Genomic DNA, 25,038 nt, shown 5'->3' on the forward strand with positions numbered 1-25,038 from the left:
GAGTAAATATTGTTTCCATATCCCGAAATCGAATACGTCGCAATGCGAAAGCTTGATGGGGGAAAACAACCTTGTTTCGGTTGACCTAAGACTACCATGGCAGTACTCGAAATCAACAATCTACACGCGGAAGTCGCAGAGGAGGGCGGTGAGACAATCCTTCGCGGTGTGAACCTCGAAGTGGAGTCCGGCGAGATTCACGCCCTGATGGGACCGAACGGCTCGGGCAAGTCGACGACGGCGAAAGTCATCGCCGGTCACCCGGCCTACGAGGTCACCGACGGCGAGGTCCTCATCCACCTCGAGGACGACGAGTTCGGCGAGGACTTCGAGATTCCCGAGGACCTCCGCACCTGGGACCTGCTCGACCTCGAACCCAACGAGCGCGCCGCGCTGGGCGTGTTCCTCGGGTTCCAGTACCCGGCCGAAATCGAGGGCGTGACCATGGTCAACTTCCTCCGGACGGCGCTCAACGCGAAGCTCGAAGAGCGCGAAGAGCTGTTCGAGGACGACGAGGAGGAGGAAGCCGAATCCGAGGACACCAACGAGGACGCCGCCGGCTACGACACCTCCCCGATGGAGGGCAACGTCGAAGAGGGCGAAGTCGGTGTCGCCGAGTTCCAGGAGATTCTCCAGGCGAAGATGGAACAGCTTGACATGGACGAGAAGTTCGCCTCCCGCTATCTCAACGCCGGTTTCTCCGGCGGCGAGAAGAAACAGAACGAGGTCCTCCAGGCCGCCATCCTCGAGCCCTCTATCGCCGTGCTCGACGAGATAGACTCCGGGCTGGACATCGACCGCCTGCAGGACGTCTCGAACGGCATCAACGCGCTGCGCGACGAGCAGGGCGCCGGCATCCTCCAGATCACCCACTACCAGCGCATCCTCGACTACGTCGAACCCGACCACGTCCACGTGATGCTCGACGGCCAGATAGCCCAGAGCGCCGGGCCGGAACTCGCCGAGAAGCTAGAGGACGAGGGGTACGACTGGGTCCGCGAGGAAGCCTACGAGGCCGCATAACACCCATACGTCCACACCACCAACCCCAACATACCAATGAGCTCAGACCAAGACCACCTAAAAGAGACCGACACCGAAGCCCGCTTCGAGTTCAAGAAGGAGGAGAAGGCCGCCTTCGAGACGGAGAAGGGCCTCACCGAGGAGACCGTACGGGTCATCTCGGAAGACAAGGACGAACCCGAGTGGATGCTCCAGCGCCGCCTGCGCGCGCTGAAGCAGTTCCAGGAGATGCCGATGCCGGAGGGCTGGCCCGGCGCGCCGGACCTCTCGGAGGTCGACATCGACCACATCGTCCCCTACATCCGCCCGGACATCGAGACCCGCGGCGGCGCCGAGTCCTGGGAGGACCTCCCCGAGGAGATTCAGGACACCTTCGACAAACTGGGTATCCCGGAAGCCGAGAAGAACGCGCTGTCCGGCGTCGGCGCCCAGTACGAGTCCGAAATCGTCTACCAGAACATGCAGGAGCGCTGGGAGGAGAAAGGCGTCATCTTCTGTGACATGGACAAGGCCGTCCAGGAGCACGAAGACCTCGTCAAGGAACACTTCATGACGAAGTGTGTCCCCCCGAGCGACAACAAGTTCGCCGCGCTCCACGGCGCCGTCTGGTCCGGTGGCTCCTTCGTCTACATCCCGGAGGACACCACCGTCGAGATGCCCGTGCAGGCGTACTTCCGCATGAATAGCGAGGGGATGGGCCAGTTCGAGCACACGCTCATCATCGCCGAGGACAACTCCGAAGTCCACTACATCGAGGGCTGTTCCGCGCCCAAATACTCCGCCTTCAACCTCCACAGCGGTGGGGTCGAAGTGTTCGTCGGCGAGAACGCCCACGTCCAGTACTCGACCGTGCAGAACTGGTCGAAGAACACCTACAACCTCAACACCAAGCGCGCCATCTGCGAGGCCGACGGCACGATGGAGTGGGTTTCGGGTAGCATGGGCTCGAAGGCCACGATGTTGTACCCCTCGACCGTCCTGAAAGGCCCCGGCGCGACGGACAACCACATCACCATCGCCTTCGCTGGCGAGGGCCAGGACATCGACACCGGCGCGAAGGTCTACCACAACGCGCCCAACACGAAGTCCACTATCGAGTCCAAGTCCATCAGCAAGGACGGCGGCCGCACGAACTACCGCGGTCTGGTCCACATCGCCGACGGCGCCGAGGACTCGAGCACCGCCGTCGAGTGTGACGCGCTGATGTTCGACAACGACTCCACCTCGGACACCATGCCGTACATGGAGATTCAGGAGTCGAAAGTCGACGTGGCCCACGAGGCCACTGTGGGTAAAATCGGCGACGAGGACGTCTTCTACCTCCAGAGCCGCGGGCTGGACGACGACGACGCGAAGCAGATGATCGTCGCCGGCTTCATCGAGCCCATCACGGAGGAACTGCCCATCGAGTACGCCGTCGAACTGAACCGACTCATCGAACTGGAGATGGAAGGGTCGCTCGGATAATCATGAGTACGCAGGTACACGCTACACTATCAGAGGACGCCGTCGAACAGATATCCGAAGACCTCGACGAGCCCGAGTGGTTGCTGGAGACGCGCAAGGAGGCGCTTTCGGCGCTCGACGACCTCGACATGCCGAGTGTCATCCAGACGCCTGGCCGCAAGTGGACCAACCTCGACGCGCTCGACTACGAGACGCTCGTCGACCCACTGGACTACGCCCAGGACAAGGACCGTATCGACGCCGAGGGCGTCGACGTGCTCTCCTGGAGCGAGGCGTTAGACGAACACGGCGACCTCATCGAGGACCACTTCGGGAGCGTCGTCGACCCACAGCGGGACTACCTCACCGCGCTGTCGACCGCGCTGTTCTCGGCCGGGACCGTCGTCTACGTCCCAGAGGGCGTCGACGCAGAGGACGTGAAGATTCGGACGACGATGAACAGCCAGTCGCTGTTCAACTACACGCTCGTCGTCGCCGAGGAGTCGGCGTCGGTGACCATCCTGGAGCGCCAGACCACGGGCGAGGACGTCGAGGGCGACCAGTACTACTCGGGCGTCGTCGAGGCCGTCGCCGGCGAGAACGCCTACGTCCAGTACGGGACCCTCCAGAACCTCTCCTCGGAGAGCTACAACTACCAGGTCAAGCGGGGCCACGCCGACACCTACGCCAGTATCGACTGGGTAGAGGGCAACATGGGCTCGCGCCTGACGAAGAGCAACGTCGAGACGCGCCTGCTCGGTGACTCCTCGGAGTCGAAGATTGTCGGGGCCTTCTTCGGCCACGACGACCAGCACTTCGACATCGCCAGCCGCGTCTGGCACGAGGCCGAGCACACCGTCGCCGACCTCGTGACCCGCGGCGTCCTTGACGACGAGGCCCGCTCGGTGTACGAGGGCGTCCAGGACGTCGGTCGCGAGGCCTGGGACACGTCGTCGTACCAGCGTGAGAACACGCTGATGCTTAGCGACGAGTCCGAGGCCGACGCCTCCCCGAAACTCATCATCAACAACCACGACACCGAGGCCTCCCACTCCGCGACGGTGGGCCAGGTCGACAAAGAGGACATGTTCTACATGACCTCCCGCGGTGTCAACCCCGAGAAGGCGAAGAACATGCTCGTCGAGGGCTTCTTCGTCCCCGTCCTCGAAGAGGTCGCGGTCGACGAACTCCGCGAGGACCTCGACGACCTCATCTACGAGCGTCTGCGCGAGTAACGAGGAACCGAGCGCCGCGAGGTTCCTCGAAAACGAGCGGCGATAGCGCGAGTAGTGAGGTCGCGCAGCGACCTCGATTTTCGAGCGGAGTACGGAGTGACCCGCGAGGTCGCCACACACCCCTCGAAGAGCGACCGTCGATTCGTTTTCACGCCGTTCGCCCGGTCAGCGACGCGGCTCCGTAGTGGCGACCACAACCGGGATAGCCCGCCGGGCCGTCGGTTCTGGCGTGCCCTTCGAGACACCGGACCTCGTCCCGTCGACGTACTCCGTGCCCGAGCGTGTCGACGGCGACGGGTTCGCGATTCGACCGCTGACCGTCGCGGACGCCGAACTGGACTACGCGGCGGTGACGACGAGCGAGGAGCGACTGCAGGGGATATTCTCTCCGGTGGACACGTGGCCGGCGGGACTGACCACCGAGCAGAACCGCATCGACCTCGCCTGGCACCAGAAGGAACATCAGCGCCGTGACGCGTTCACCTACGCCGTCGTCGACGCGGACGAGACGGCCGAACTGGGCTGTGTCTACGTCCAGCCGACGCGCGTCGAGGGCTACGACGGAGCGGTGTACTACTGGGTGTCGCGAGCGGGCGTGGAGCGCGGGCTGGCCGACGCCATCGAGGCGACGGTTCGGCGGTGGCTCGCCGACGACTGGCCCCTCGACAGCGTCGCCTATCCGGGACGGGACATCGACTGGGCCGACTGGCCGCCGGCGGCCGACTGACCCGTGTCCCTGGTGGCGGCGGCTACTGAGAGCGGCGGCTCGACCAGCCGCCAGCGGTCCCGCACGTCACAGGGAACCGCTTAAGTTCCGGCCTCCCCGACAGTTGGCTATGACTGTCTCGTTTCGCCGGGAGGTGGGGAGGTGAGCCTGACACAGCCGCTCGCGTCTGACCACCAGCTTGCGCGGCTGCTCCAGATCGGCATCGTTCTGGAGGAGGTCGTCGAGGCCAGGGCGGCCAAGCACGCGGCGGCGACCGACGCCGACGACGACGCGGAGCTCCACGCGCTGCTCGACGCGGCGTCGGCCGAGTCCGCCGACCACCGACGCCGACTGGAAGCGCTCGTCGAAGCGCTCGACGCCGAGACCGTCCCGTTCGCTGAGATAGAGACGCTCGTCGAGGCCCAGTACGAGGCCGACGAGGACTTCGACGGCGTCCTCTACGACCAGCTCTGCAACGAGGAGACGGCGTACAAGTTCTACGACGACCTCATCGACGCCGTCGAGGCGTCGGAGACCGACTTCGGTATCGACCGCGAGCAGCTACTCGACGTGCTCTCGACCATCCGCGAGGAGGAGGCCGAGGGCGTCGAGGACGTGACCGAACTCATGGAGGCACGACAATGAACACGCAGGCGCAGTATCTCAAAGCCATATATCTCACCCAGCAACAGGCCGACGGCCCCGCATCGACCGGCGCGGTGGCGGACCTGCTCGATGTCAGCCCAGCCAGCGCCAACGAGATGATCGGCAAGCTCGAGGACCGCGGCCTGCTCGACCACGAGAAGTACAAGGGCGTCGACCTCACCGAAGAGGGAATCACACAGGCCCGCGACGCCCTGCAGAACTACTGCATCATCGAGCGCTTCCTCATCGAGGTGCTGGAAGTCGAGGAGTTCCGCGCCGAGGCCAAGACCCTGGAGGGCGTCATCGACGAGACCGTCGCCGAGCGCCTCGACACCATCATCGACCGCGAACCGCAGTGTCCCGACTGTTTCAACGCCGAGGACGACGTATGCGGACTGCTCGACGTCGAGGCCGAAGTGAGCAGCGACTAGTTTTACTTTCGCCCCGGACGGGTCGGATTTAATTTCGGTACGTACGCCGTGGACAGTATGGACTGTCCGACCTGTGGCAAGTCACTCAACACCGAACAGGGGATGCGCCAGCACCACACGAAGGTCCACGGCGACCCGCTGCCGAATCGGGCCTGCGAGGAGTGCGAAACAGGATTCTACGACCCGAAGGCGCGTCGGACGTACTGTGAAGACTGCTATACCGAGGCGGGTGAGTCGAACGGTAACTGGAAAGGGGCGAAAGAGGAGGCCGAGTGCAGGCTGTGTGGCGATGCGTTCGAGTACTATGCATCGGACAAAGCGGGCGTGTACTGTTTGGAGTGTGTGGAAAACGCCGACGAATTTCTCGGAACCCCGAGCTACGCAAATAGAGACTTTCCACGTACCGAACGAGAGTGCGAACGATGTGAAGTGGCCTTCTCAGTTCTAGATAGCACCCTTCAGCGGGACCCCTGTCGATTCTGTAGCCAAGAATGTCTGTACGATTGGATGTCGAACGAACTCTACGAAGGCACACGTCCTGAGAACGCCTACAGAGGCAAGTGGTGGTCTATCCGACGTGCTGCACGGCAACGAGACGACTGTGAGTGTCAGATATGCGGTATGGACGAGGATGACCTCGGTCGGAAGCCCGATGTGCATCATATCACGCCGTTACGGAAGTTCGAGAATCCTCAGGATGCTCATAAGCTTGATGACGTGATTACGCTCTGCCCACTGTGTCACCGGAACGTCGAAACTAGCGAGATGGCGTGCCCGCAACCAGCGACGGAATGACGGAAAGGATAAAACGGGGTAACACAAAAATGTGAGTGCAGTCCCGTGGTGTAGTGGCCAATCATAGCGGCCTTTGGAGGCGTTCGGTTCCAGCCGTTCGCTGAAGTGAGCCGTTGACGGCGGTTCGAATCCGCCCGGGACTATTATAAAAATTTCTAACAAATCTAGAACGGAATAGCTGAGGCCTTAGACACCAGTACCTCTCCTATCTGGACAGGAAATCTAAAATAACTTACAAATACGCCGCGTCCCACCGGACCGGCTTTCTGACGTTTCCACACGTCTCACACTCGATGCGCCCCATCGAGTCCATCGCCAGCGCGAGCGTGTTGCAGTTGCTACAGAAGTAGCCGTAGCGGTCGTCGCCCTCGCGGGTGGTGAAGACGACGTGGAACGGGGCCAGCGAGCCGCGTTCGTGGTTGTCGTGGTCGACGTAGACGCTGTGGCCGTCGGGGGCGTCGATGGCCTCGCGGCCCCACTGTTCGGACTCGGCGTAGATGTTCTCGACGTAGCTCCGGCCGTCGATTTCGACGGTGTCGGTGCCGACCCGGCGGAAGCCGTGGTCCTGATAGAAGGCGTTGCCCGCTTCGTTCTCGGCGAGGACGCGCCCCCGGAGGTCCAGGACGTCGAGTCGTTCCAGTTCCTCGTCGGTCGCCTCGAACAGGTCGGTGGCGATGCCCTTCCCGCGGTGAGCGGGGTCGACGTGGAGCCACAGCAGCGTGGCCGTGTTAGCCGCGGCGACGACGCTCTCGGAGAAGGCGACGACCTGGCCCGCGTCGTCGGCGACCAGCAGCACGCGGTCGGGGTCGGAAAGCATCGTCGCCAGTCGGTCCTCAGCGTACCACTCCTCGATGGCGTTCGTGATGGCCTGTGGCTCCAGCGAGTACGATGCCCCCAGCGAGCGCCGCGCGACGTCGCGGATGGCGGGGCTGTCGGCCGGCCTGGCGCGTCGGAGTTCCATGCGTCTAGCCTCGCCACGAACGGGCATAAACGTACAGTACCGTTGAGAGGTTCGCCGGGCGCGACCCGTCGATACCGCGGATAGCCTGAACGGGGTATATCGAAGAAAATCTTATACTCTTAGACGAGTGAACTACAAACGCCCATGGAGGTTGATTATCACGTACGAATGGAGTGGATAACTGTCTGAAACAGAGAGACGTGTCTTGCCGGCCGATGCCTGCCGGCTGCCCGCCGAGATGGCCCCCCGGCGCGCCGCGCGACGCCGGACCGACACCGGTCCCCGCTCGCGATGGGCGCTCGCTCAACCATGCCGCCACTCTCGGCATCGCTGTTTTCTGCCCGTCCGTTCGGATTCGTGACCGCTAAGGGTGTCGTAACGCCTAAGAGTCGAACGGACCTTCGTACCTGTAAGATGAATACCGGAACCTATCGCCGGAGGTGTCGCTGTGGGCGTCGAGATTAGGGAGTCACCAGTCTCGGACGAGGAATTCGACGTGATGCGTGAGTTCGTCCACGACTACCTGGCTGCCAGTGTCGAGAACGAGGACGAGGGCGGCCGGATGCGCTGGTACCCCTGGCACTCGGCGGAGTACCGGTTCAATCACATCCTCAACGTCGTCGACATCGCGACGACCATCGCCGAGCGCGAGGGCGCCAACGTCGACGTCACGCGGGTGGCCGCTCTGTTCCACGATATCGCGAAACTGGAGGCCGAACAGGACGTCCACGCCGAGGCCGGCGCTCGCATCGCGCGGGAGTACCTCACGACCCACGGTGACTACCCCGAATCGTTCGTCGAACAGGTCTGTCGCTCCGTCGAGGACCACTCCTATCAGGGAGACCTCTCGGACCTCTCGCTCGAGACCCAGTGTCTCATCGAGGCCGACATCCTGGATAAAGTCGGTGCCAACGGGACCGCGCTGATGCTGTTGCGGATGGGCTATGAGTCACGGACACACATGGACGCCGCGGAGATGGTCGACCGGGTCATCGAACGGGGTGTCGACGCCAAACAGCGCGTCGAGAGCGACACCGCGGAGTCTATCGTCCACCAGCGACTCAAGCGCACCCGCTGGTTCCAGGAGTGGCTGGAACTCGAGGTCGCCGAGATGGAGGCCGAAGAGAGCCTCGACGACGTGGCGACGGGCATGGGCGACTCCTAGACCGACTGCCAGAGGAAAAAGAGGCCGAAACCGGAAAGCAGGACCGCACTGAGCCACGCGACGGCCGGCGCGAGGCGTTCGACGCGGCGCCGGGCGGCGACGATGGTCGCCGGGAACCCCGTCACCCAGATGAGGATACCACCGAACAGCCCTGCGAGCAGCCCCGGATGGCCGGTCTGGACGACGAAACGGCCGGCGAGCGCGGGTCCGACCGCCGGGAGCGGCGCGAGCACGTCGACCTGACCGGGGTTGAGCAGGCCGACGCCGACGGTCAGCCAGAACAGCACCTGGTACGGGTTGGTCAGCGCCAGCACGAACGCCTTCCGAAAGCCGTGGCTCTCGCCGCCGGCGGTCGCCTCGACCGACGAGAGGGCGTTTGCTTCCTGAACCGCGCCGTAGGCGAAATACAGCATCAGGAGGCCGCCGACGCCGACCATCGCCCGCTGGACCAGCGGCGCGCTCTGGACGACAGTGACGGCGCCGGCCAGCGCGAGCCCCAGAAAGCAGAGGTCCGCGACCATCGCACCCAGACCGGCCGCGAAGCCGGCTCGCCACCCCCGGACGACGCTCTCCTCGGCGATGACGGCGTTCATCGGGCCGGGTGGCGCGGCCAGTGCGAGGCCGAAGACGACGCCACCGAGGACCGTCGTGAGCAGGGCGGGCACCGGGAGGGTCTGGAGGGGATGCATCTACTGGGCGTGAAAGACGGAGAGAGAAAGACGCCGGAACTTACAGCTTGCCGGCCTTCTGCAGCTTCATCAGGTCCTCGGTGTCGAGGGTCTCGCCTTCCTTGAACTTCTGGTATATCTCTTCGGCCTCCTCGCGGGCGGCCTCCTGCTTCTCCTCGCGCTGGCTGCGCTCTTCCTGCTCTTCTTTCTTGTCGAGCTCGCGCAGGCGCTTCTGGACGCGGACGAAGTCCTCGTGGTGCTGGTCGGCGGCCTCCTGGGCCTCGACGAACTCCTCGTGTTTCTCGTCGGCCTCGTCACGGATTTCGTCGGCCTCGCGGTAGGCCTCTATCATCTCGTTGTGGTGTTTCTGGGCCTCGTCGGCCAGCTCCGTGACTTTCTGGTGGTGTTTCGAGGCTTCGGAGCGGACCTCTTCGGCCTCCTCCTTGAGCCCTTCGAGGTCACCGCTCTGGTCGAGTTTCTCCTTCTTGCTCTGGAGCTTCTCGCGCTTGTCCTCGATTTTCTCGATGAGTTCTTTCTCGTCCTCGGAGGAGAGCACCTCGGTCTGCTGTTTGAACTCGAGGTCCTCGATCTCGTCTTTGAGCTCGTCGACGGATTTGCCCTCGTCGAGTTCGAGGTCGTTCTTGACCTTGTCGACCTTGTCGAACAGCTCGTTGGCCTCGGCGTTGAGCTCGTTGCGCTTGTCCTTGTGCTCCTGGACCTGCTCGTTGAGCTCGTCGCGCTGTTCGCGGTGTTCTTGGGCCTCGTCGACCTTCTCGCGGGTCTTGGCGTTCAGGTCGTCGCGAGCGCTCGCTCGCTCGGAGGCCATCTGGTTCAGCTCGTTGCGCCGGTCGCGGAGCTGCCCGGCGAGTTTGATGAGCTCGCCCTTCGATTTGTTCTCGAGATCCTCTTCTGTTACTGCAACGTTCTTTGATTCGTCTATCGAGTCTGCCATTGTTGGAACCTCTATGCCATCACCGCCTTCGGACAGGCAGAACCGTAGCTATGGAGGGGCTGGCACCAATAACAAGGGTTCCCTCTCATGTTGGGCGCGGAGCGATACTGCCTGAACGCGAAAGCGTTCTGGTACCAACATCTACCGTCGGCTGATGTTTAAATATTGCGGTGCAACGAATACCGTGGCGACCCCTCACACACCCGTCTGCGGCCGCGTGAAGGCGTAACACGGATTCGCCGTTCGTTATATATCACCCTCGATACGGTACTCGTTTTTCACCACCTGGCCCTCGACGGCGGCGGCCAGTGTCAGTTCGTCACCGGCTTCGAGCGTCAGCGAGCCGACCGTTACACGCCCGTACGCGCCGATGACTTGCTCCGCTTGCTTGCGGTTCCCGTTGTGGTCCCACTCGACGGTCACCGTCGCCCCCGAGGGGCGGTCGTGGCAGGCCACGATGTCGCTCTCGCCCGGCGTCGGGTCCGAGAGGACCACCTGCGTCGGCTGATAGCTGTCCGAAAGCGTGCCGTAGGCGGGCTTCTCGGTGCCGTCTTCGGCGAGGACGCCAGTCCCGGCGTCGGCCACGTCCCGGAGGCTGTCGAGGACGACGATATCGCTCTCGCGCCGTCGGAGCGCTTCGGCGACGGCCCGGACGACGCGGGCCTGGTACGCCTGTGCGTCGTCGTCGGCCGTCGTCCCGGCGCCGAAGCCGGCGACCACGCTGCCGACGCCGTAGTGGTCACAGAGCCAGGCGAGGTCGGACACGTCGCCGTAGCGCCAGCCGGGGTACAGCGTGACGGCGTCGGGGTCGATACCCGGCGGGCCGACGACCGGGAAGGTGGGGACGCCCTCGACCCGGTCGGCGACCGTCTCTGCGGGCGCGTCGTTGTAGCTCGCCCGCCAGGCCCGGAAGCGATAGCGAAGCCGGTCGAGCGTGCCCGACCCCAGGCCGTCGGCGTAGGGCCGGACCGGTTCGTCGTGGACCGCGACACAGGCCAGGCACGGATGGTGGCCCAGGTGAGCGGTGAGCGACGCGGCCAGTTCGCGGCCCCGGTCCATGTCGAAGCCGCCGGGGCCCGTCAGCGGGAGGTCCTGCCAGAGCAGGACGCCGTGTTCGTCACAGGCCTCGGCGACGGCCGGCGGGACCCCCTGGGCGCGGACCCGCACGAGAGTGGCGTTGGCCGCCACGGCCCGCTCTACGTCCTCGACGGTCGGGTCGAGCAGCGTCACCCCGCGGGCGCGGACCGGCTCGCCGTTGACACTGAGCCCGTCGTCGTAGCCGACCGAGCGCAGCCCCGTCGTCAGGGAGTGTTCGGCCTCGCCCAGCTTCGCCCGGACGACGTAGCGAGGCTGGCTTCCGATATCGTGGGGCCACCACAGCGACGGGTCCCGAACGTCGACGGTGTGGGAGACGGTGGCCGAGCCCGACTCGGTCTCGACGCGCGCCCGGTCCATCATCCCGCCGCCCCGGACCTCCCCGGTCGGGCGAACGGAGAACGTCAGTCGGTCGTCGACGGGGCCGTCCGAGACCACCTCGGCCTCGACGTCGACGGCGGCCCCGTCCTCGGTGCGCCGTGGCCGCCCGCGCATCGCGTGTACGTAGGGGTCCGGATACGTCTCCAGCGCGGCGTCCCACCAGATGCCGGGGACACGGCGCTCCGGGGGGAGCTGGTCGGTGTCGTGGAGGCCGCCAAAGCGGTCCTCGGGGGCGCGACACTCGACCACGAGGCGGTACTCCTCGGCCTCGGGCAACCGGACGCGAAGCGGCGTGACGTAGCTGTCGGACTCGGCGACCAGCTCGCCGTTACACCAGACGCGTGTGTGGGCGTAGGCCCCCCGGAGGGCGAGCACGACGTGTTCGTCCGCGCCCGACCGCGGGTCCGAGACCGTCGTCTCGTAGGCGACGGCGTCGGCGCCGGCGAACGCCGTCGGCCGACCCGGTACCGACACCGGCTCCCAGGTCTCCGGCGACGGCAGCTCGTCGTCCGGCGCTACCGCCGCGCCGCGCCACGAAAGCGACATACCTTCTCGCCCGTCCCCCGGGGGCATATCCTTTACCCCCACGTCGGCGCCCTCGAGGCCCGCCGACCCCGCGCCGGCTACTACTTTCACTTTCACTCCGGGGACGGCTCGGATTAAGGTAGTCCCGGGTCGAATCACCTGCTATGATACAGGATCTCCGGGTGGAGTGCGACGCCGAGGGCTGCGAGCGGGCGCTGACCGAGCCACAGCTGGTGTTCGAGACCGACGCCGGCCGACGGGAGGCCTACGAGTGCGCGTGTGGCGCGGTGACCGTCACCGTCGCCCGACCCCGCTGATATCCGTCCGGCTAAGTGCGGCCGTCGGAAACGACTGGTATGGAACGCGAGGTCGTCATCAGCGCACGGGGCCACGACAACGTCACCGCCGAACACGCGAGCACGCTGGAAGTCACGAGCGACGACTTCCTGACGCCCGCCGGCGACTGCATCCTGGGTATCGAGGCCGACACCGTCCCCGCCGACGTAGACGAGGGCTTCGTGACCGCCTGTCAGTCCGCCGACGCGACCATCACCGCGACGCTCGAAGCCGACGGTCACCGCGCCGTCGTCGAGGGGTCGGGCCACCCCGACCTCTCCTTCGAGAACGAACGGGGCCACGTCATCCGGACCAGCGACTACGTCGACGACCGGACGGTGATGGTGGGGGCCGACGCCGCGGCCGGCGACGTCGACCGCGACCTCGTTGCGGCGCTGGCCGACGGTGCCGACCTGACGCTGACGCTGTCGGTCGAGGACTGACGGCCCGTCGGGACGGTGCTTTTGCCCGTCGCGTCCCTGCGTGGACGTATGACCGACCGGGAGCCGACGAAGAACATCAGCGGCGGCGAGGCGGGCGGCGGGAGCGAGGCCCGGTTCGACCCGGCCGCCGCGGGGACGCGGGCCGAGGCCGTCGTCGACCGCCTCGGCGAACTGTACTGGACCAAGACCTACGGCGGCCAGGACGCCTTCGAGTGTCTCGTCCGCACCATCCTCAGCCAGAACACCTCCGACACGGCGAGCCAGCCCGCTCACGACGCGCTGATGGACCGCTACGGCGGCGACACCGACGGCGACCTCGTCGACGCCCTCGCCGACGCCGACCAGCAGACACTGGCCGAGACCATCCAGTCCGCCGGACTGTACAACCAGAAGTCCGAGCGCATCGTCGCCCTGGCCGACGAGATACGCGCGGAGTTCGGCGGCGAGGCGGGCTTCGACGCGTTCGTCAGGGACGGGGACGCTGACGTCGTCCGGGACCGCTTACTGGAGATGAACGGCGTCGGGCCCAAGACCGCCGACTGCGTCCTGCTCTTCGCCGGCGGCCGCGGCGGCGTCTTCCCCGTCGACACGCACGTCCACCGCATCGCCCGCCGGATGGGGCTGGCCCCGCCCGACGCCGACCACGAGACGGTCCGGGAGCACATCGAGCGGGACGTGCCCGCCGAGAAATGTGGCTTCGGCCACACGGCGATGATTCAGTTCGGTCGCGAGTACTGCACGGCCCGGAAACCCGCGTGTCTGGACGACCCCGAGGCCTGCCCGCTGGCCGACCGCTGCGACCAGGTCGGCGTCTATCCGGCCACCGGCGAGGTCGTCGACCCGGCGGACGCGCAGTGAGCCGGCCGCCGCCCGGTCGTTTCAGTTCACTGTCCAGACGAGCAAGAACTATTACCCGGTTTCTACATGGTCAGTCATGGCAACTGACGATAGCTATCGGACACGCAGACGGTTCCTGACCGCGGGCGCTTCGCTGGCGGCGGCTGTCGCGCTGTCCGGGTGTACCGGCGGCGGTGGGAGCGAGGACGACGCGGACGACGAGGAGAACGACGAAAACGAGAGCGAAACGACGGCGACCGAGACCGAGACGGAGACGGGACCCGTCCTCGACGACATCTCCGGCGAGTACACGCTGGCGGACGGCGACGGCACCGCCCCCACCGGCGAACTCGCGAAACCGCTGACGTTTCAGGGGACCAGCGGTGAGACGGTCACGCTCCTGCTGAAATCCAGTGCCGTCGACCCGGTACTGGTGCTCGAAGGGCCCGACGACGGGGTCGTCGCCCAGAACGACGACACCCCAAAGAACACGAACAGCCGTATCCAGACGACGCTCGAAGCGAGCGGGGAGTACACCGTCTGGTGTGGCTCGTACTTCGGGAGCACCGGCGAGTTCGAGTTCACGCTCCGGCGCGGCGAGCCGCCGTTTTCCGGAGAGGGGACCGCCGAACCGATTTCCTACGGCGACAGCCGCGACCTGTCGCTCGAAGCGGGCGACGGCACCGACCCCAAGTACTTCGACCTCGCGCGCCCACTGACGTTTCGGGGTAGCAGCGGTGAGACGGTGACGGTCGAGATGGACTCCCCGGCGTTCGTCGCCCATCTCCTCCTGACGGGGCCGGACGGGTCGGTCGTCAGCGAAGACGGCTCAATCTTCGGCGAAAGCGCCATTCAGCAGACGCTCTCCGCGGACGGGCAGTACACAATCTGGGCCGGGTCCAGAGACGGCGATGCGACCGGGGACTTCACCCTCTCGCTCACGGAGGGGGTACAGACCCCGTCGAACCAGTCCTCGTCGAACCAGAGCAGCGGCGACCCGGTGCCGATATCCTACGGCCAGTCGGGGACGTTCACGCTCGAAGGGGGCGACGGCACGGACCCCGACGGCGACCTCTCGAAACCGTTCTCGTTCCAGGGGTCGAGCGGCGACGAGGTCGTTATCACCATGACCTCGGCGGAGTTTGACACCTACCTCCTGCTGGAAGGGCCAAGCGGGGCCGTGGTCGCGCGGAACGACGACATCACCCTCGCCTCGAACACGAACAGCCGGATACGCACTACGCTCGGGGCCAGCGGGGAGTACACCGTCTGGTGTGGCTCGTGGCTCGGGAGCGAGACCGGGACGTTCGACCTGTCGCTCACCCTTCAGTGACGCCCGTACTCACTCGGCGGGCCGGACGGCGAGCCGGCCGCCGCCGACGGTGACGGCGTAGCCGGCGTACTCGAACCTGACCCGAGTCTCGGCTCCCGTTCTCTCGCCGCCGATCACAGCGTCCAGCGCGTCCACGTCGATGCGGTCGTACAGCGGGGGGAGCGAGAGGGGGTCGACGCCGGCGCGCTCGGCGACGAGGACCGGTATCGCGACGCCGAGAGAGAGCGCCGTGTCGTAGCGCGCCACCGTCCGCCCGCTCTCACCGTTGGTACGAACCCTGTCGAACTCACAGCGGCGCCAGCCCGGCGCCGTCTCCACGTATCCGCTCCGTTGTCCCGAGGCCGGTTTCTTGTCCATTGCCACTGTCAAGTCCGGGCAGCCTCATAGTCCGACGGATTGACTATGAAACGCCTTCATCCGCCGTCGGGAGGGCGAGGTGTGACTCGACCAGCGTCCGGTAGCCGCGGCTGAGACGGCGGGCGAACGCCTGTCGCGAGATACCCACCTCGGCCGCCAGTTCCGAGAGGTTCGTCTCCCGGGGGTCCGCGTAGTAGCCGTTCGCGTAGGCGAGCAACAGCGCCTCGCGCTGGGCGTCGGTCACCGCCGTTCGCTGGCTCGGCTGGGTGCCGACGGTCGCGTGGAGGTCCCGAAGCGTCGGCTGGACGCCCGCCCGACGACACCGCTCGTCGAAGTCGGCGACCGCCTGTTGCACGTCGCCGCGAACGTGGACTCGCCACCCTGCCCGCGTCCCCGTCGCCGACAGCAGCGTCGTGTCGCTGTCGACCAGCGCCTCCAGGACGCCGCAGCCGTCGCTGTCGCTGTGGTAGCGAAACAGCGTCCGGTCGTCCACCTGGTCGACCAGTTTCACCCCCGCAGTATCCGTCTGCGATTCGAGAAACGTCGCTATCGATTCGGCCGGGACGTGCTCGACCCAGACGTACTGTCGCATCGCGTCCGCGGTGGGGACGACACGCTCCAGTTCGACGGTCGCGTCGGGGAACTCCTCGCACACCACGCCGAGCGGGAACGCGTCGAGCGGGAGAGTGAACTCGGCGAGCGTTGCCATGTGGTTCTAGTAGCTGTCAGACACGAAAAAGGAATCCCTCGCTCAGCGACGGTGGCCCCACCGCTCGCCGTCGTCGGCGTAGCGGGCGGAGACGACGCGGTTGAACTGCTCGTCGGACAGCGAGATATCGGCCGCGCCGACGTTCTCGTCTAACTGGTCGACGGTGCGGGCGCCGACGATGGGGACACAGGTGATGTCGGGTTGCTCGACGAGCCAACGCAGCGCGACCTGTGGCGGGGTGGCGTCGAGTTCGTCCGCGACGGCTCGGATCTCGTCTAAGACGTGCCAGCCACGCTCGGAGAGATAGAAGTCGTCGAAGCGGTCCGAGAGGTCACCCCGCGCCCCTTCGGGCCCCTCGAACTTCGTCGGGTCGTCGTCGTCCGTCCGCTCGTACTTCCCGGTGAGAAAGCCGCCCGCGAGCGGCGAGTACGGACAGACCGCCATGTCCTGGTCGGCACAGACATCGAGGTAGTCCTTGATGTCGTCTCGATAGCCCGCGTGAAAGAGCGGCTGGGTCACCTCGAACCGTTCGAGCCCTTCCACGTCCGACTTCCAGAGCGCCTTGGTCAGTTGCCAGGCGGCCATCGTCGACGCGCCCAGGTAGTGGACTTTCCCCTCGCGGACGAGGTCGTTCAGAGTTCTGAGGGTCTCGACGATGTCGCTCTCGTCGTCCCAGCGGTGGATGTAGTAGAGGTCGAGATAGTCCGTGTCGAGGCGGTCCAGCGTCCCCTCTATCTGGGCGCGGATGTGCTTGCGCCCCAGGCCGGAGTCGTTCGGGCCGGGTTCGCCCCAGCCGTCGAAGGGGAAGTAGACCTTCGAGGCGATGACGACGTCCTCGCGGTCGCGGTCGTCGAGCCACTCGCCGATGTAGCGCTCGGACTTGCCGTTTGGCGTCCCGTAGACGTTCGCCGTGTCGAAGAAGTTGATACCGCGCTCCCAGGCCGCGTCGAGCAGTTCGTGGGCCTGCTCCTTGTCCGTCTCGACGACGCCGCCGGTCTCCCGGCCGAAGCGCCAGGTCCCGTAACAGAGCTGTGACACCGTCGTCCCGGTGGAGCCGAGTCGTGTGTACTCCATAGCGACGCCCAGACGGCCGACGGTGAAAAGCGCTCGCCTGCCTGCAAGTCGGGCGCGCTCAGCGGCCTCGCCACGCCAGCGCGACGGCGACGCCGACGAGACAGAACGCGACCAGCGACAGGTTCGGTATCGTCAGCCCCACGACCCGGTACTGGACCTGTGCGCAACTGACGGCCCCGATACCACAGGTCGTCTGTGTCACCTGTAGCCACGAGTGATAGGCCGCGATGGCCGCGCCCACGCCCACAAGGGGCAACGCCGTCCACGCGACGGCCGCGCGTCGCTCGACGGCCGCGACGCCAAGCACGACTACCAGCGGATACATCAGGATGCGCTGGTACCAGCAGAGCCGACACGGCACCAGCCCCAGTCCCAGCGACAGGAAGAGGCTCCCCGCCGTGGCGACCAGCGCGACCAGCGTCGCCCCGGCGAGCACCACTCGCACGTCGTGTCCCGACAGGTCCCGTCTGTTCACGCCCGAAAGGGCGTCGGCGGCCGGAAAAAACGTTCCGCTGGCCGCCGTGGCCGGGCGCGGTCTCCGTGCCGCGCAGACGGGGAAGGGCAGGCAGTCAGGAGCATACCGCTCGCCACAGGCGAGCGGTTTCACCGGAATCGCGGTACCGCCGCGATTCCGGCCTTTTTAGCGTAGATTTTTGCAAGCGGGGGTTCCCGCAGCGCCCGAAGGGCGCGAGGAAACCCCCCGCAGTAAAAAGGTACTATATGAAACGGAACGTCTCTAAGTTCTCCGGCGTGAAGGTCCGGAGGTTGTAGTCGTGGTACAGCGACGAGGAGAGGTCCTGTGTGGCCGACTGGTCGCCGTCGACACAGAGCACCTTCTCGGGGCGGGGATGCATCGTCTTGACGAAGTTCTCCAGGCCCTGTCGGTCGGCGTGGCCGGAGAAGCCGTCGATGGTCTCGACGCGCAGGTTCAGCGGGACCGATTCGCCGTCGAGGGTCACCGAGTCGGTGCCGCGCTGGATGCGGTTGCCGAGCGTCCCGCGGGCCTGGTGGTCGACGAACACGAGCGTGTTGTCGGCGTCGGGCGCCAGCGCCCGCAGCCACGTCCGGACCGGGCCGGGCGTACACATGCCGGGCGTCGAGAGGACGACGGCGGCCTCGTCGCGGTCGGCGACCGCGCGGCGCTCGTCGTCGTCGCCGACGGGCGTGAACTGGTCGGCCAGGAACGGGTTCTCGTCGTCGGACTGGAGGCGACGCTCGATGTCGTCGCGGAGGAACTCGGGGTAGCTGGTGTGGACCGCCGTGGCCTCCCAGATTATCTCGTCCATGTAGACGGGTATCTCGGGGACGTCGCCCGAGCGCACGAACTCCTCGATGGCGACTAGGAGCTCCTGTGGCCGGCCGACGGCGTCGGTCGGCACCAGCACCGTGGCGTCGTTCTCGGCGGCGTGTCGCAGCCGTGCTTTGAGCTTTCGCTCGGAGTCGTCCCGGTCGGTCTGGTAGTCCTTGCGACCGCCGTAGGTGGACTCCAGTACGAGTGTCTCCACCCGGGGGAACTCGTTGACGGCGCCGTCGAGCAGGCGGCTGCTGTCGTAGTGGATGTCCCCGGAGAAGGCGACGTTGTACAGCCCGTCACCGATGTGGAAGTGGACGACCGAACTGCCCAGCACGTGGCCGGCGTTGTGCAGCGTCAGCTTCACGTCGGGGGCGATGTCTGTCACGTCGCCGTAGGAAAGCGGGATGCAGTGTTTGACAGCCTCGCGGACCATCTCGGCGCCGTACGGGCGGACCTGTCCGGTCGCCGCCGCCGAGTCGATGTAGTCGAGCGTCAGCAGTCCCAGCAGGTCCCGCGTGGGCTCGGTACAGTAGATGGGGCCGTCGTAGCCGTTCTCGTACAGCAGCGGGACCAGCGCGGCGTGGTCGAGGTGGGCGTGGGTCAGGACGACGGCGTCGAGCGCGGTCGCGCCCGACCCGATGGCTTCGGGCACGTCCAGATACGGTCGCTCGGTCCGCTCGCCGGGTTTGTCGCCACAATCGACGAGGATGCGGGTGTCGGCCGTCGAGATGATGTAGGCCGCCCGGCCGACTTCCTTACAGCCACCCAGCGTGGTGACGCGGACCCACTCCTCGCTGGACATCGGGTCGCGGTGAATCTGGCGGCCGACGCGCTCTAAGATGTCCCGGCGGTCGTCCCGTTCCTGCGTGAGGAACGTCTGGACGTTGGCGACCGTCGGCGAGTCGATGGCCGGCGTCCGCTCCACCTCGGGCGTCCAGCCCGTGGTTTTAGTTATCTCCCGGAGCGTCTCGCCGCGCCGACCGATGACCTGTCCCGGTTGCTTCGCGCGGATGACGACCTCGCCCGTGTCGGCGAGAAACTGGATGTCGCTCACGTCGGCGTCCTCGGGGACGAGGTCGCGTATCTCGTCTTCCGCCGCGTCCGGCGGCGTGAGCACGTCCGGGTCGGGCCGGACGGTGATGCGCTTGCGGAGTTTGGAGGCCAGTCGCCGGACGAGGTCGCCGTCGGTGGCGAACTCCTTCGGGTCGCGGGTGTAGATGACCAGTTCCGGCCCCTCGTAGGTCACGTCGGTGACGGTAATCCCTCTCGGTACCTCTTCGTCTATCGTTTCGCGGACGTTTTCGAGTTGCTTGTCTACCGTGCTCATAGTGTAGAACCGACGGCGGCCTGTTTCGGCCGCCGCCGTGGCGGGTCGGCCCGGGCCGAATCGTTCCAGCGGTGTCCGTCGTGCGTGTCGCCACCGGTACTGCCCGGAAAACCGAACGTGGCAGTAGCTTCCACAGTTGAATTATTAAACTCTTCGCACCGGTCGCGTGGCTGCGCTTCCCGCGTCGGGCCCGCGGGTGGCTGTCGGTTCAGTCGGTGGCCGGTCCGTCGCTGGCGCCGGGTGTGGCGCCAGACCAAAGGCGACGGGCCGCGACTACGGGCCATGCGCGTGACACCTGCGGTCGTCGCCGACGAGTACGAGTGGGTCCGCGGCCGGGCGGACGTGGTGGTCCCGCTGGTCAACGAGACCCGGCGGCATCTGGGCGAGCAGTTCGGCGTCGACGTCTCCGGCATCGACACGGCGGACTACCACGACGCCGTCGACGCCGTCTTCGACGACGGGGACCGCGCGGTCAACGTCGCGGCCCTGGTCGGTCTGTTGCGCGACCTCGACGTCGAGGAGGACTATCCCGGCTTCGTCGTCGACGAACTCCTGGGTCGGGAGCTGGCCGCCATGCTCGCCGGTGACCAGCCGCTGCGCTTGCTCGCCGAGGCGACGTTCCACGTCGCGGACGTGCGAACCCACGGGGACCCATCCGAGGCGGCCGGCGCGGACGACCTCGACGCGGCGCTGGCCGCGGGCGTCCAGACGAGAGTGCCGGGGTGGCCCTGGACCGAGGGCGAGAGCCCCTTCTCGCTCTAGAACTCCAGGGTCGGCGTCGCCAGGAACGCCGTCTCGTACCCCTCGTGGCGGGAGGTCTGTGACGGCGCGACGGTCTCGACGGTGACGGTCGGGTCGCCGGTCGCCTCGACCACGCCGCCGTAGTGGTAGCCGAGGTCGGGGTGGACGGCCGGCGAGAGGCCGTCGTCGAAGGCCGTCTCTCCGCCCACGTCGACGGTGCCGTCGAGGGTCATCATCGGGAGCGGCACCCGGTTGTACGGCGTGCGGACCGACACCGCGAGATATGACTGGCCCGAATCGAGGAAGTCGGTCCCGGAGAGCCAGGTCGCGGCGTACACCTCGTCGCTGCCCTTCTTCGTTCCCAGCAACTCGCCGGGTAGCTCCTCGGGCGCGGGGACCTGCGACGTGGGCATCATCTCCATGTTCGTCAGTCCGACCGCGGCGCGATTGCCCTGTTTGTCCGGGTGCTCGGTGTAGGCAATGTCGTCCCGCGCCGAGCGGGCGAACTCGAAGTTGGTGGTTAGCTCCCCGGCGCTGCCGAACTTGCCCTCGAACGAACCGAGGCGGCGTTCGCTCATTCCCTCGACCCGGACGGTTATCTCGTAGACGCCCTCGCCGTCTAACTGGTAGTTGTCGCCGTAGTGAAAGCCCATGTTCTGGGAGACCATCGGCCAGGGTTGCTTCTCCGCGACCGTCTCGCCGTCGGCTGAAATGGCTATCGAGACGCCGGACTCAACCGGGAGGACCATCGCCGTCTCGGGGTCCCACACGGACGCCATCAGGTGGACGCTGTCGGCGTCCCGAATCGTCACCTGCTCGGTGTCGGTGCCGGTCACCGTCCAGAACCGATGTGGGTAGGAGTAGGTCAGCCCGACCATGTACTCGCCCGCCTGGTTCGTCCCTATCATCTTCATCCCCTCGGAGTGGGTGGGGTAGTAGGTCGCGTCGGGGCGGTTCTCGACCAGCGGGGGCGACCGGGTCGACTGGTTCTCGACGGAGCCACAGCCTGCGAGTACCGACGCGCCGGCGAGGCCGGCGGCAGCGAGGAAGCGACGGCGGTTCATACCGGCGCTAGCGGCCGTCGCTCAAAGACGGTTCTGGTACGGCTGCCGAACGCCACGGCGGCTCCGGAGCCGTCGCTCGGGCGCGGCCGGCTGGAAAGCTCCGAACCAACTGGTCAGGAACAGAACATATCGGTGGCAACCGGTCTGTTTATTGCCACTCGCCCGGGTGACAGTAAACAATGGAACACAGGAGAAACCAGGACGTCTCGATGACTGTCGAAGTGGTCGAGGCGGTGAGTGCGTTCGAGAACCGCGACCCGACAGCCCTGCCGCCGCTCCACGACGTCGTCGACACCGACGCGCTGGACGCGATGTTCGAACCCGGACGGAGTGGGGGCGACCGCGAGTGCCGCGTCGCCTTCGAGTTCAGCGACTCACACGTGACCGTCGAGAACGGCGAGCGCATCGTCGTCCGGACGGACAGGGCGACGTCCGCCACCGGTAACTGACCGAACTGGCAGGCGGTCAGGCCGGGTCGGCCGGGGGGAGCGCCCGCAGGCCCCGCGGTGGCAGGAGGTAGTTCCCCCGGCGCTCGACGCGCATGTACTGGAGGATGCCGTTGTTGACGCGCTGACCGACGGCGGACTCGTCGGCCACGTCGGTGCCGTTCATCATCGACTTCGTCGCCGCGAAGTCGGCGATAGCGCGCTGCAGCGAGAGGAAGTGGAGCCGCGCCTCGCCCCCGTCGGTCGAGTCGAAGTCCCGCCGGAGGATGCGTGGCGAGTCGTTCTCGTCGCGGGCCCGCGCCGTCTTCTGGGCGTGGCCGGCGACGCCCTCCCTGCGGCTTCGCTCGACCACGTCGTCGGCGCAGTCGCCGACCCCGCTGTTCGTGCCGAGATTCTCGCCGACGCCCTCGACTTTCCCCTCGTCTGCGTGGGCCGGACAGAACATCTTCGAGACCCGCTGGTCCCGGGAGTCCTGCTCGTACCACTGCTGGAGTTGCAGGCGGATGCGCGAGAGGTGCTGGGTCGTCCCGCCGGCGAACGGACCGTCTTCGACCGTGACGCGGTCCTCGCTCGCCTGGTTCTCTTTGAACCCCGATTTGAACCCCATGAACAGCGGCGAGTCCTCGGGGACCGGCTCGGAGTCCGGAACCCCGTCGACGTCCTGGTTCTCGGCTGGGAGGCCGGCGCCGACGAAGCCCGTGCGGCGCTCGGCGGCCGAGAAGACGCCCGATAGCGACGCCGCCATCTCGCGGTCGTTGACCGACTTCCGATTGCCCTTGAGCGCCTCCTCGGCGGCCAGCACGACCTGTTCGTGGTCGCTCGCCAGGTGGAGGATGGCGTCGGGCGTGTCGAGTTCGGGGTCCTCGAAGGGGGCAAGCGCCGACGGCGCGGGGAGGTCGACCCCCGCGGGGCCGCTCTCGAACCGCTCGAAGTACGTCGGGCTGTAGCCAAGCGTGAACTGGAGCCCGTCGACTTGCCAGGCGTAGGCCCGCTCTAAGGACTCCAGGGCGTCGGTGACCTGCCGCCGGTCCCCGTCGGTCGGCGTCCCGTCGCGCTCGTAGTCGAGCAGGAGCAGGACGTGGTGGCGTCCCAGCCGGTGGTTCCCGGCGTCGTCCGTGGGCAGTCCCTGGTCCCAGGCGTGCTGTCTCGCCGGGAGGCTCGCGGGCTCGGTCCCCGAGGGGACGTCGGGCGACCCGAACCGGTCGAGGCAGGCGGCGAGTGCGGACGCCCCACCGATGGCGACGGCGCTTTTCGCAAAGTCGCGTCGGGAGATGCCGCGGTCAGTCATCACCCGGGTTAGGGACTCCCCGCACTATTCGTTTCTGGTACGCGCGACGAACGTGGCCGGGAGTTCGCGCCCTCTCAGTCCCGCTCTGGCGGCTCCAGCAGGCTGTCGACCAGCCGCTCGAAGCGGTCGGTCAGCCGCTCGGCCAGGCTCGGCTCCACGGTCCCGAGCAGCGCCACCGTTTCGCCGGGCCGGACCAGGGAGAGCGTGACCCGATTGCCGTCCCGGTCCTTCCGGACGACGCCGCCGGCCACCAGCCCGTCGAGGTGGTACTCGAGCGTGGACCGGGCGACGCCGACCCGGTCGGCGACCGCGTCTGGTCGCGCCTCGTCGGCGTCGTACAGTTCGGCGACGATGTCACGGGCGGTCTCGCGTCTGAGCAGCGCCAGCGCCGTCCGCTCCCACTCGTCGTACCCCGGCGGATAGTAGTGGGTCCGGCCGTTGACCCGCTCCTCGGTGATATCGTCCAGGCGGCCGAGGTGGTACTGCACCTGGCCCGTCGCCAGTTCCAGTCCCCGGGTCAGCGCCCGGAAGTGGATACCCGGCTCTCGCTCGATTCGGCGGCGGATGCGCGCCCGCGTCTCGCTCATCGCCCCACCTCCCGTCGCTCGTCGGTCGCACGGACGTCGTACACCGCGCCCAGCACCAGCAGGACGATGACGGCGTCGGCGCCGTGTTCGAGCGTGTGGTGGGTCGCGGGACTGACGGCGCCGACCATCGCCAGCCAGCCGAGTATCGGCTGGGCGACCAGCGCGGCCAGCGCCAGCGTGACCAGTAGATAGGCGCGCGACCCCCGTCGGCGGTAGGCCGTCACGCCCGCCAGGCAGAGCGCCGCCGTGGTCAGCGCCGAGACCGCGAGCACGACCGCGAAGTCGGCGTGGAACACGCCCCAGTGGCCGCCGACGTGACCCGGCACATTCATGCTCGTTTTAGCGGCCGAACCCACCTGAGTCGTTCGGTTCGTGGGGAGTTTTTTACGGCGCCCCTTCGACCGACAGGTATGGACAGCATCGGGTTCATCTGCGACCCGGACCACCCGCTGTTCCGACCGGTCGCACAGCGGCTGGCCGCGCGGGGGTTCGAGGTGGAGTTTCACCGCCCGACCGACGCGGTCGCCCGCGCGGACGTGGATGCGCTGTCGGCGCTCGTCGGCGGGGAGGTCCACCCGACCGCCCTCGCCGCTCTCCGCTACGCCGACGCGAACGGCGTCCAGACGTGGAACGGGTTCGACGCGACGGTGGCCCTGTCGGCCCGGCTCGTCACGCTGAAGGCGCTCTCGTCGCTGGGCTGTCGCGTCCCGGACGTCCGCTTCGACGGGCCCCGCGACGGGTACGTGCCGGGCCGACGGTACACCTGGGAAGGTCCGCCCGCTCTCGACGCGTCGGCGCCGTTCTACGTCGAGCGGGTCGGTGCGGAGTCGGTCGAGCACCGCTACTACGCGGTCGACGACGGCCGCGAGACGCACATGCGCGCCGTCGAAGTGCGGACCTCGCTCCCCGGCGACGCCCCGCTGCTCGACCCGGCCGACGTGGACGTGTCGATGGCGGCCTCGGTCCGCGAGTTGCTCGACCGACTCGGGGCCCGGGCCGTCGCCGTCGACTTCGCCCGCGGCGAGGACGGGGCGTTCTACGCGGTACGGGCGACGCCGACGCCGACCTTTACGGGTGCGGGGATGGACCGGCGGGTCGCGGACTCCATCGCGTCGCTGACGACTCTCGGCGCGTGACACGTTCCCTTCGGGGAGTTTATGTGCCGCGTGGGCCA

28 protein-coding genes and 1 tRNA gene are annotated in these 25,038 nt (G+C 66.9%); 16 read left to right on the top strand and 13 right to left on the bottom strand.

Features of this window, described 5'->3' with window-relative positions:
- Positions 1-96: 96 nt before the first annotated feature.
- The 8 genes from NDI86_RS03445 to NDI86_RS03480 all read left to right on the top strand — a co-directional run bounded on the left by NDI86_RS03445 (position 97) and on the right by NDI86_RS03480 (position 6,424).
- Entirely contained in the window at positions 97-1,023 is a 927-nt protein-coding gene (locus NDI86_RS03445; RefSeq protein ID WP_310898997.1) for an ABC transporter ATP-binding protein, read from the top strand.
- Between the two features lie 36 nt (positions 1,024-1,059).
- A complete protein-coding gene (gene sufB, locus NDI86_RS03450) occupies positions 1,060-2,490 on the top strand; it encodes a Fe-S cluster assembly protein SufB (RefSeq protein ID WP_310898998.1) in 1,431 nt (476 codons plus the stop codon).
- Between the two features lie 2 nt (positions 2,491-2,492).
- A complete protein-coding gene (sufD, locus tag NDI86_RS03455) occupies positions 2,493-3,704 on the top strand; it encodes a Fe-S cluster assembly protein SufD (RefSeq protein WP_310898999.1) in 1,212 nt (403 codons plus the stop codon).
- A gap of 184 nt (positions 3,705-3,888) precedes the next feature.
- The gene (locus NDI86_RS03460) at positions 3,889-4,431 is read left to right on the top strand and encodes a GNAT family N-acetyltransferase (RefSeq protein ID WP_310899000.1); all 543 of its coding nucleotides are present in this window, start codon (positions 3,889-3,891) and stop codon (positions 4,429-4,431) included.
- 141 nt (positions 4,432-4,572) lie between these two features.
- Positions 4,573-5,055, top strand: a complete 483-nt coding sequence (locus NDI86_RS03465; protein WP_310899001.1) for a ferritin-like domain-containing protein — start codon at positions 4,573-4,575, stop codon at positions 5,053-5,055.
- On the top strand, positions 5,052-5,486 hold the full coding sequence (locus NDI86_RS03470; RefSeq protein WP_310899002.1) for a metal-dependent transcriptional regulator: 435 nt from the start codon (positions 5,052-5,054) through the stop codon (positions 5,484-5,486). The genes NDI86_RS03465 and NDI86_RS03470 overlap by 4 nt, the downstream gene beginning before the upstream one ends.
- 57 nt (positions 5,487-5,543) lie before the next feature.
- Positions 5,544-6,281, top strand: coding sequence for an HNH endonuclease (locus NDI86_RS03475; protein ID WP_310899003.1), 738 nt, complete (start codon positions 5,544-5,546; stop codon positions 6,279-6,281).
- Positions 6,282-6,320: 39 nt separating this feature from the next.
- Positions 6,321-6,424, top strand: a tRNA-Gln gene (locus NDI86_RS03480).
- Positions 6,425-6,513: 89 nt separating this feature from the next.
- Here NDI86_RS03480 and NDI86_RS03485 read toward each other — a convergent pair.
- Complete coding sequence (locus tag NDI86_RS03485) at positions 6,514-7,242, bottom strand: GNAT family N-acetyltransferase (RefSeq protein WP_310899004.1); 729 nt, start codon at positions 7,240-7,242, stop codon at positions 6,514-6,516.
- A 448-nt stretch (positions 7,243-7,690) separates the two neighbouring features.
- Here NDI86_RS03485 and NDI86_RS03490 point away from each other — a divergent pair, with 448 nt between their 5' ends.
- On the top strand, positions 7,691-8,407 hold the full coding sequence (locus NDI86_RS03490; RefSeq protein ID WP_310899005.1) for an HD domain-containing protein: 717 nt from the start codon (positions 7,691-7,693) through the stop codon (positions 8,405-8,407).
- Here the strand turns inward: NDI86_RS03490 and NDI86_RS03495 are convergent.
- From NDI86_RS03495 to NDI86_RS03505, 3 genes are all read right to left on the bottom strand, one after another.
- Positions 8,404-9,096: a LysE family translocator gene (locus NDI86_RS03495; RefSeq protein ID WP_310899006.1), complete on the bottom strand. Its 693-nt coding sequence runs from the start codon at positions 9,094-9,096 to the stop codon at positions 8,404-8,406. The two genes, NDI86_RS03490 and NDI86_RS03495, sit on opposite strands and share 4 nt — an antisense overlap.
- Positions 9,097-9,136: 40 nt before the next feature.
- Positions 9,137-10,027: a coiled-coil protein gene (locus tag NDI86_RS03500; RefSeq protein WP_310899007.1), complete on the bottom strand. Its 891-nt coding sequence runs from the start codon at positions 10,025-10,027 to the stop codon at positions 9,137-9,139.
- A gap of 246 nt (positions 10,028-10,273) precedes the next feature.
- Complete coding sequence (locus tag NDI86_RS03505; protein ID WP_310899008.1) at positions 10,274-12,049, bottom strand: glycoside hydrolase family 2 protein; 1,776 nt, start codon at positions 12,047-12,049, stop codon at positions 10,274-10,276.
- Between the two features lie 143 nt (positions 12,050-12,192).
- Between NDI86_RS03505 and NDI86_RS03510 the strand changes: the two genes are divergently transcribed.
- The 4 genes from NDI86_RS03510 (at position 12,193) to NDI86_RS03525 (ending at position 14,977) form a co-directional block, all read left to right on the top strand.
- Positions 12,193-12,345 (top strand): hypothetical protein, encoded by a 153-nt coding sequence (locus NDI86_RS03510; protein WP_310899009.1) that lies wholly within the window; start codon positions 12,193-12,195, stop codon positions 12,343-12,345.
- A gap of 39 nt (positions 12,346-12,384) precedes the next feature.
- Positions 12,385-12,807 carry a DUF371 domain-containing protein gene (locus NDI86_RS03515; RefSeq protein ID WP_310899010.1) on the top strand — a complete coding sequence of 141 codons (423 nt, stop codon included), beginning with the start codon at positions 12,385-12,387 and terminating at the stop codon, positions 12,805-12,807.
- A 48-nt stretch (positions 12,808-12,855) separates the two neighbouring features.
- A complete protein-coding gene (locus NDI86_RS03520; RefSeq protein WP_310899011.1) occupies positions 12,856-13,665 on the top strand; it encodes an endonuclease III domain-containing protein in 810 nt (269 codons plus the stop codon).
- A 76-nt stretch (positions 13,666-13,741) separates the two neighbouring features.
- A complete protein-coding gene (locus tag NDI86_RS03525; RefSeq protein WP_310899012.1) occupies positions 13,742-14,977 on the top strand; it encodes a hypothetical protein in 1,236 nt (411 codons plus the stop codon).
- A 9-nt stretch (positions 14,978-14,986) separates the two neighbouring features.
- Here NDI86_RS03525 and NDI86_RS03530 read toward each other — a convergent pair whose 3' ends face one another.
- The 5 genes from NDI86_RS03530 to NDI86_RS03550 all read right to left on the bottom strand — a co-directional run bounded on the left by NDI86_RS03530 (position 14,987) and on the right by NDI86_RS03550 (position 19,738).
- Positions 14,987-15,334 carry a HalOD1 output domain-containing protein gene (locus NDI86_RS03530; RefSeq protein WP_310899013.1) on the bottom strand — a complete coding sequence of 116 codons (348 nt, stop codon included), beginning with the start codon at positions 15,332-15,334 and terminating at the stop codon, positions 14,987-14,989.
- A 43-nt stretch (positions 15,335-15,377) separates the two neighbouring features.
- Entirely contained in the window at positions 15,378-16,043 is a 666-nt protein-coding gene (locus NDI86_RS03535) for a helix-turn-helix domain-containing protein (RefSeq protein ID WP_310899014.1), read from the bottom strand.
- A gap of 42 nt (positions 16,044-16,085) precedes the next feature.
- Entirely contained in the window at positions 16,086-17,117 is a 1,032-nt protein-coding gene (locus tag NDI86_RS03540; RefSeq protein ID WP_310899015.1) for an aldo/keto reductase, read from the bottom strand.
- Between the two features lie 58 nt (positions 17,118-17,175).
- Entirely contained in the window at positions 17,176-17,592 is a 417-nt protein-coding gene (locus NDI86_RS03545; RefSeq protein ID WP_310899016.1) for a disulfide bond formation protein B, read from the bottom strand.
- A 241-nt stretch (positions 17,593-17,833) separates the two neighbouring features.
- Complete coding sequence (locus tag NDI86_RS03550) at positions 17,834-19,738, bottom strand: beta-CASP ribonuclease aCPSF1 (RefSeq protein WP_310899017.1); 1,905 nt, start codon at positions 19,736-19,738, stop codon at positions 17,834-17,836.
- 282 nt (positions 19,739-20,020) lie between these two features.
- On the opposite strand from NDI86_RS03550, the gene NDI86_RS03555 reads away from it, so the two are divergent.
- Positions 20,021-20,500, top strand: a complete 480-nt coding sequence (locus NDI86_RS03555) for a DUF7984 family protein (RefSeq protein WP_310899018.1) — start codon at positions 20,021-20,023, stop codon at positions 20,498-20,500.
- Here NDI86_RS03555 and NDI86_RS03560 read toward each other — a convergent pair.
- Positions 20,497-21,543 carry an iron transporter gene (locus NDI86_RS03560; protein ID WP_310899019.1) on the bottom strand — a complete coding sequence of 349 codons (1,047 nt, stop codon included), beginning with the start codon at positions 21,541-21,543 and terminating at the stop codon, positions 20,497-20,499. The genes NDI86_RS03555 and NDI86_RS03560 overlap by 4 nt on opposite strands.
- A gap of 179 nt (positions 21,544-21,722) precedes the next feature.
- On the opposite strand from NDI86_RS03560, the gene NDI86_RS03565 reads away from it, so the two are divergent.
- Positions 21,723-21,992 (top strand): HalOD1 output domain-containing protein, encoded by a 270-nt coding sequence (locus NDI86_RS03565; RefSeq protein WP_310899020.1) that lies wholly within the window; start codon positions 21,723-21,725, stop codon positions 21,990-21,992.
- 16 nt (positions 21,993-22,008) lie between these two features.
- Here the strand turns inward: NDI86_RS03565 and NDI86_RS03570 are convergent, their stop codons facing one another.
- The 3 genes from NDI86_RS03570 to NDI86_RS03580 all read right to left on the bottom strand — a co-directional run bounded on the left by NDI86_RS03570 (position 22,009) and on the right by NDI86_RS03580 (position 24,196).
- On the bottom strand, positions 22,009-23,277 hold the full coding sequence (locus NDI86_RS03570) for a DUF7405 family protein (protein WP_310899021.1): 1,269 nt from the start codon (positions 23,275-23,277) through the stop codon (positions 22,009-22,011).
- A 74-nt stretch (positions 23,278-23,351) separates the two neighbouring features.
- Positions 23,352-23,864, bottom strand: a complete 513-nt coding sequence (locus NDI86_RS03575; protein WP_310899022.1) for a winged helix-turn-helix transcriptional regulator — start codon at positions 23,862-23,864, stop codon at positions 23,352-23,354.
- Positions 23,861-24,196 (bottom strand): DUF7471 family protein, encoded by a 336-nt coding sequence (locus NDI86_RS03580; protein ID WP_310899023.1) that lies wholly within the window; start codon positions 24,194-24,196, stop codon positions 23,861-23,863. Before NDI86_RS03580 ends, NDI86_RS03575 begins: the two co-directional genes overlap by 4 nt.
- 78 nt (positions 24,197-24,274) lie before the next feature.
- On the opposite strand from NDI86_RS03580, the gene NDI86_RS03585 reads away from it, so the two are divergent.
- Positions 24,275-25,000 (top strand): ATP-grasp domain-containing protein, encoded by a 726-nt coding sequence (locus NDI86_RS03585; protein WP_310899024.1) that lies wholly within the window; start codon positions 24,275-24,277, stop codon positions 24,998-25,000.
- Positions 25,001-25,038 lie beyond the last annotated feature (38 nt).

Source organism: Haloarcula onubensis (assembly GCF_031624605.1).
Classification (GTDB): Archaea; Halobacteriota; Halobacteria; order Halobacteriales; family Haloarculaceae; genus Haloarcula; species Haloarcula onubensis.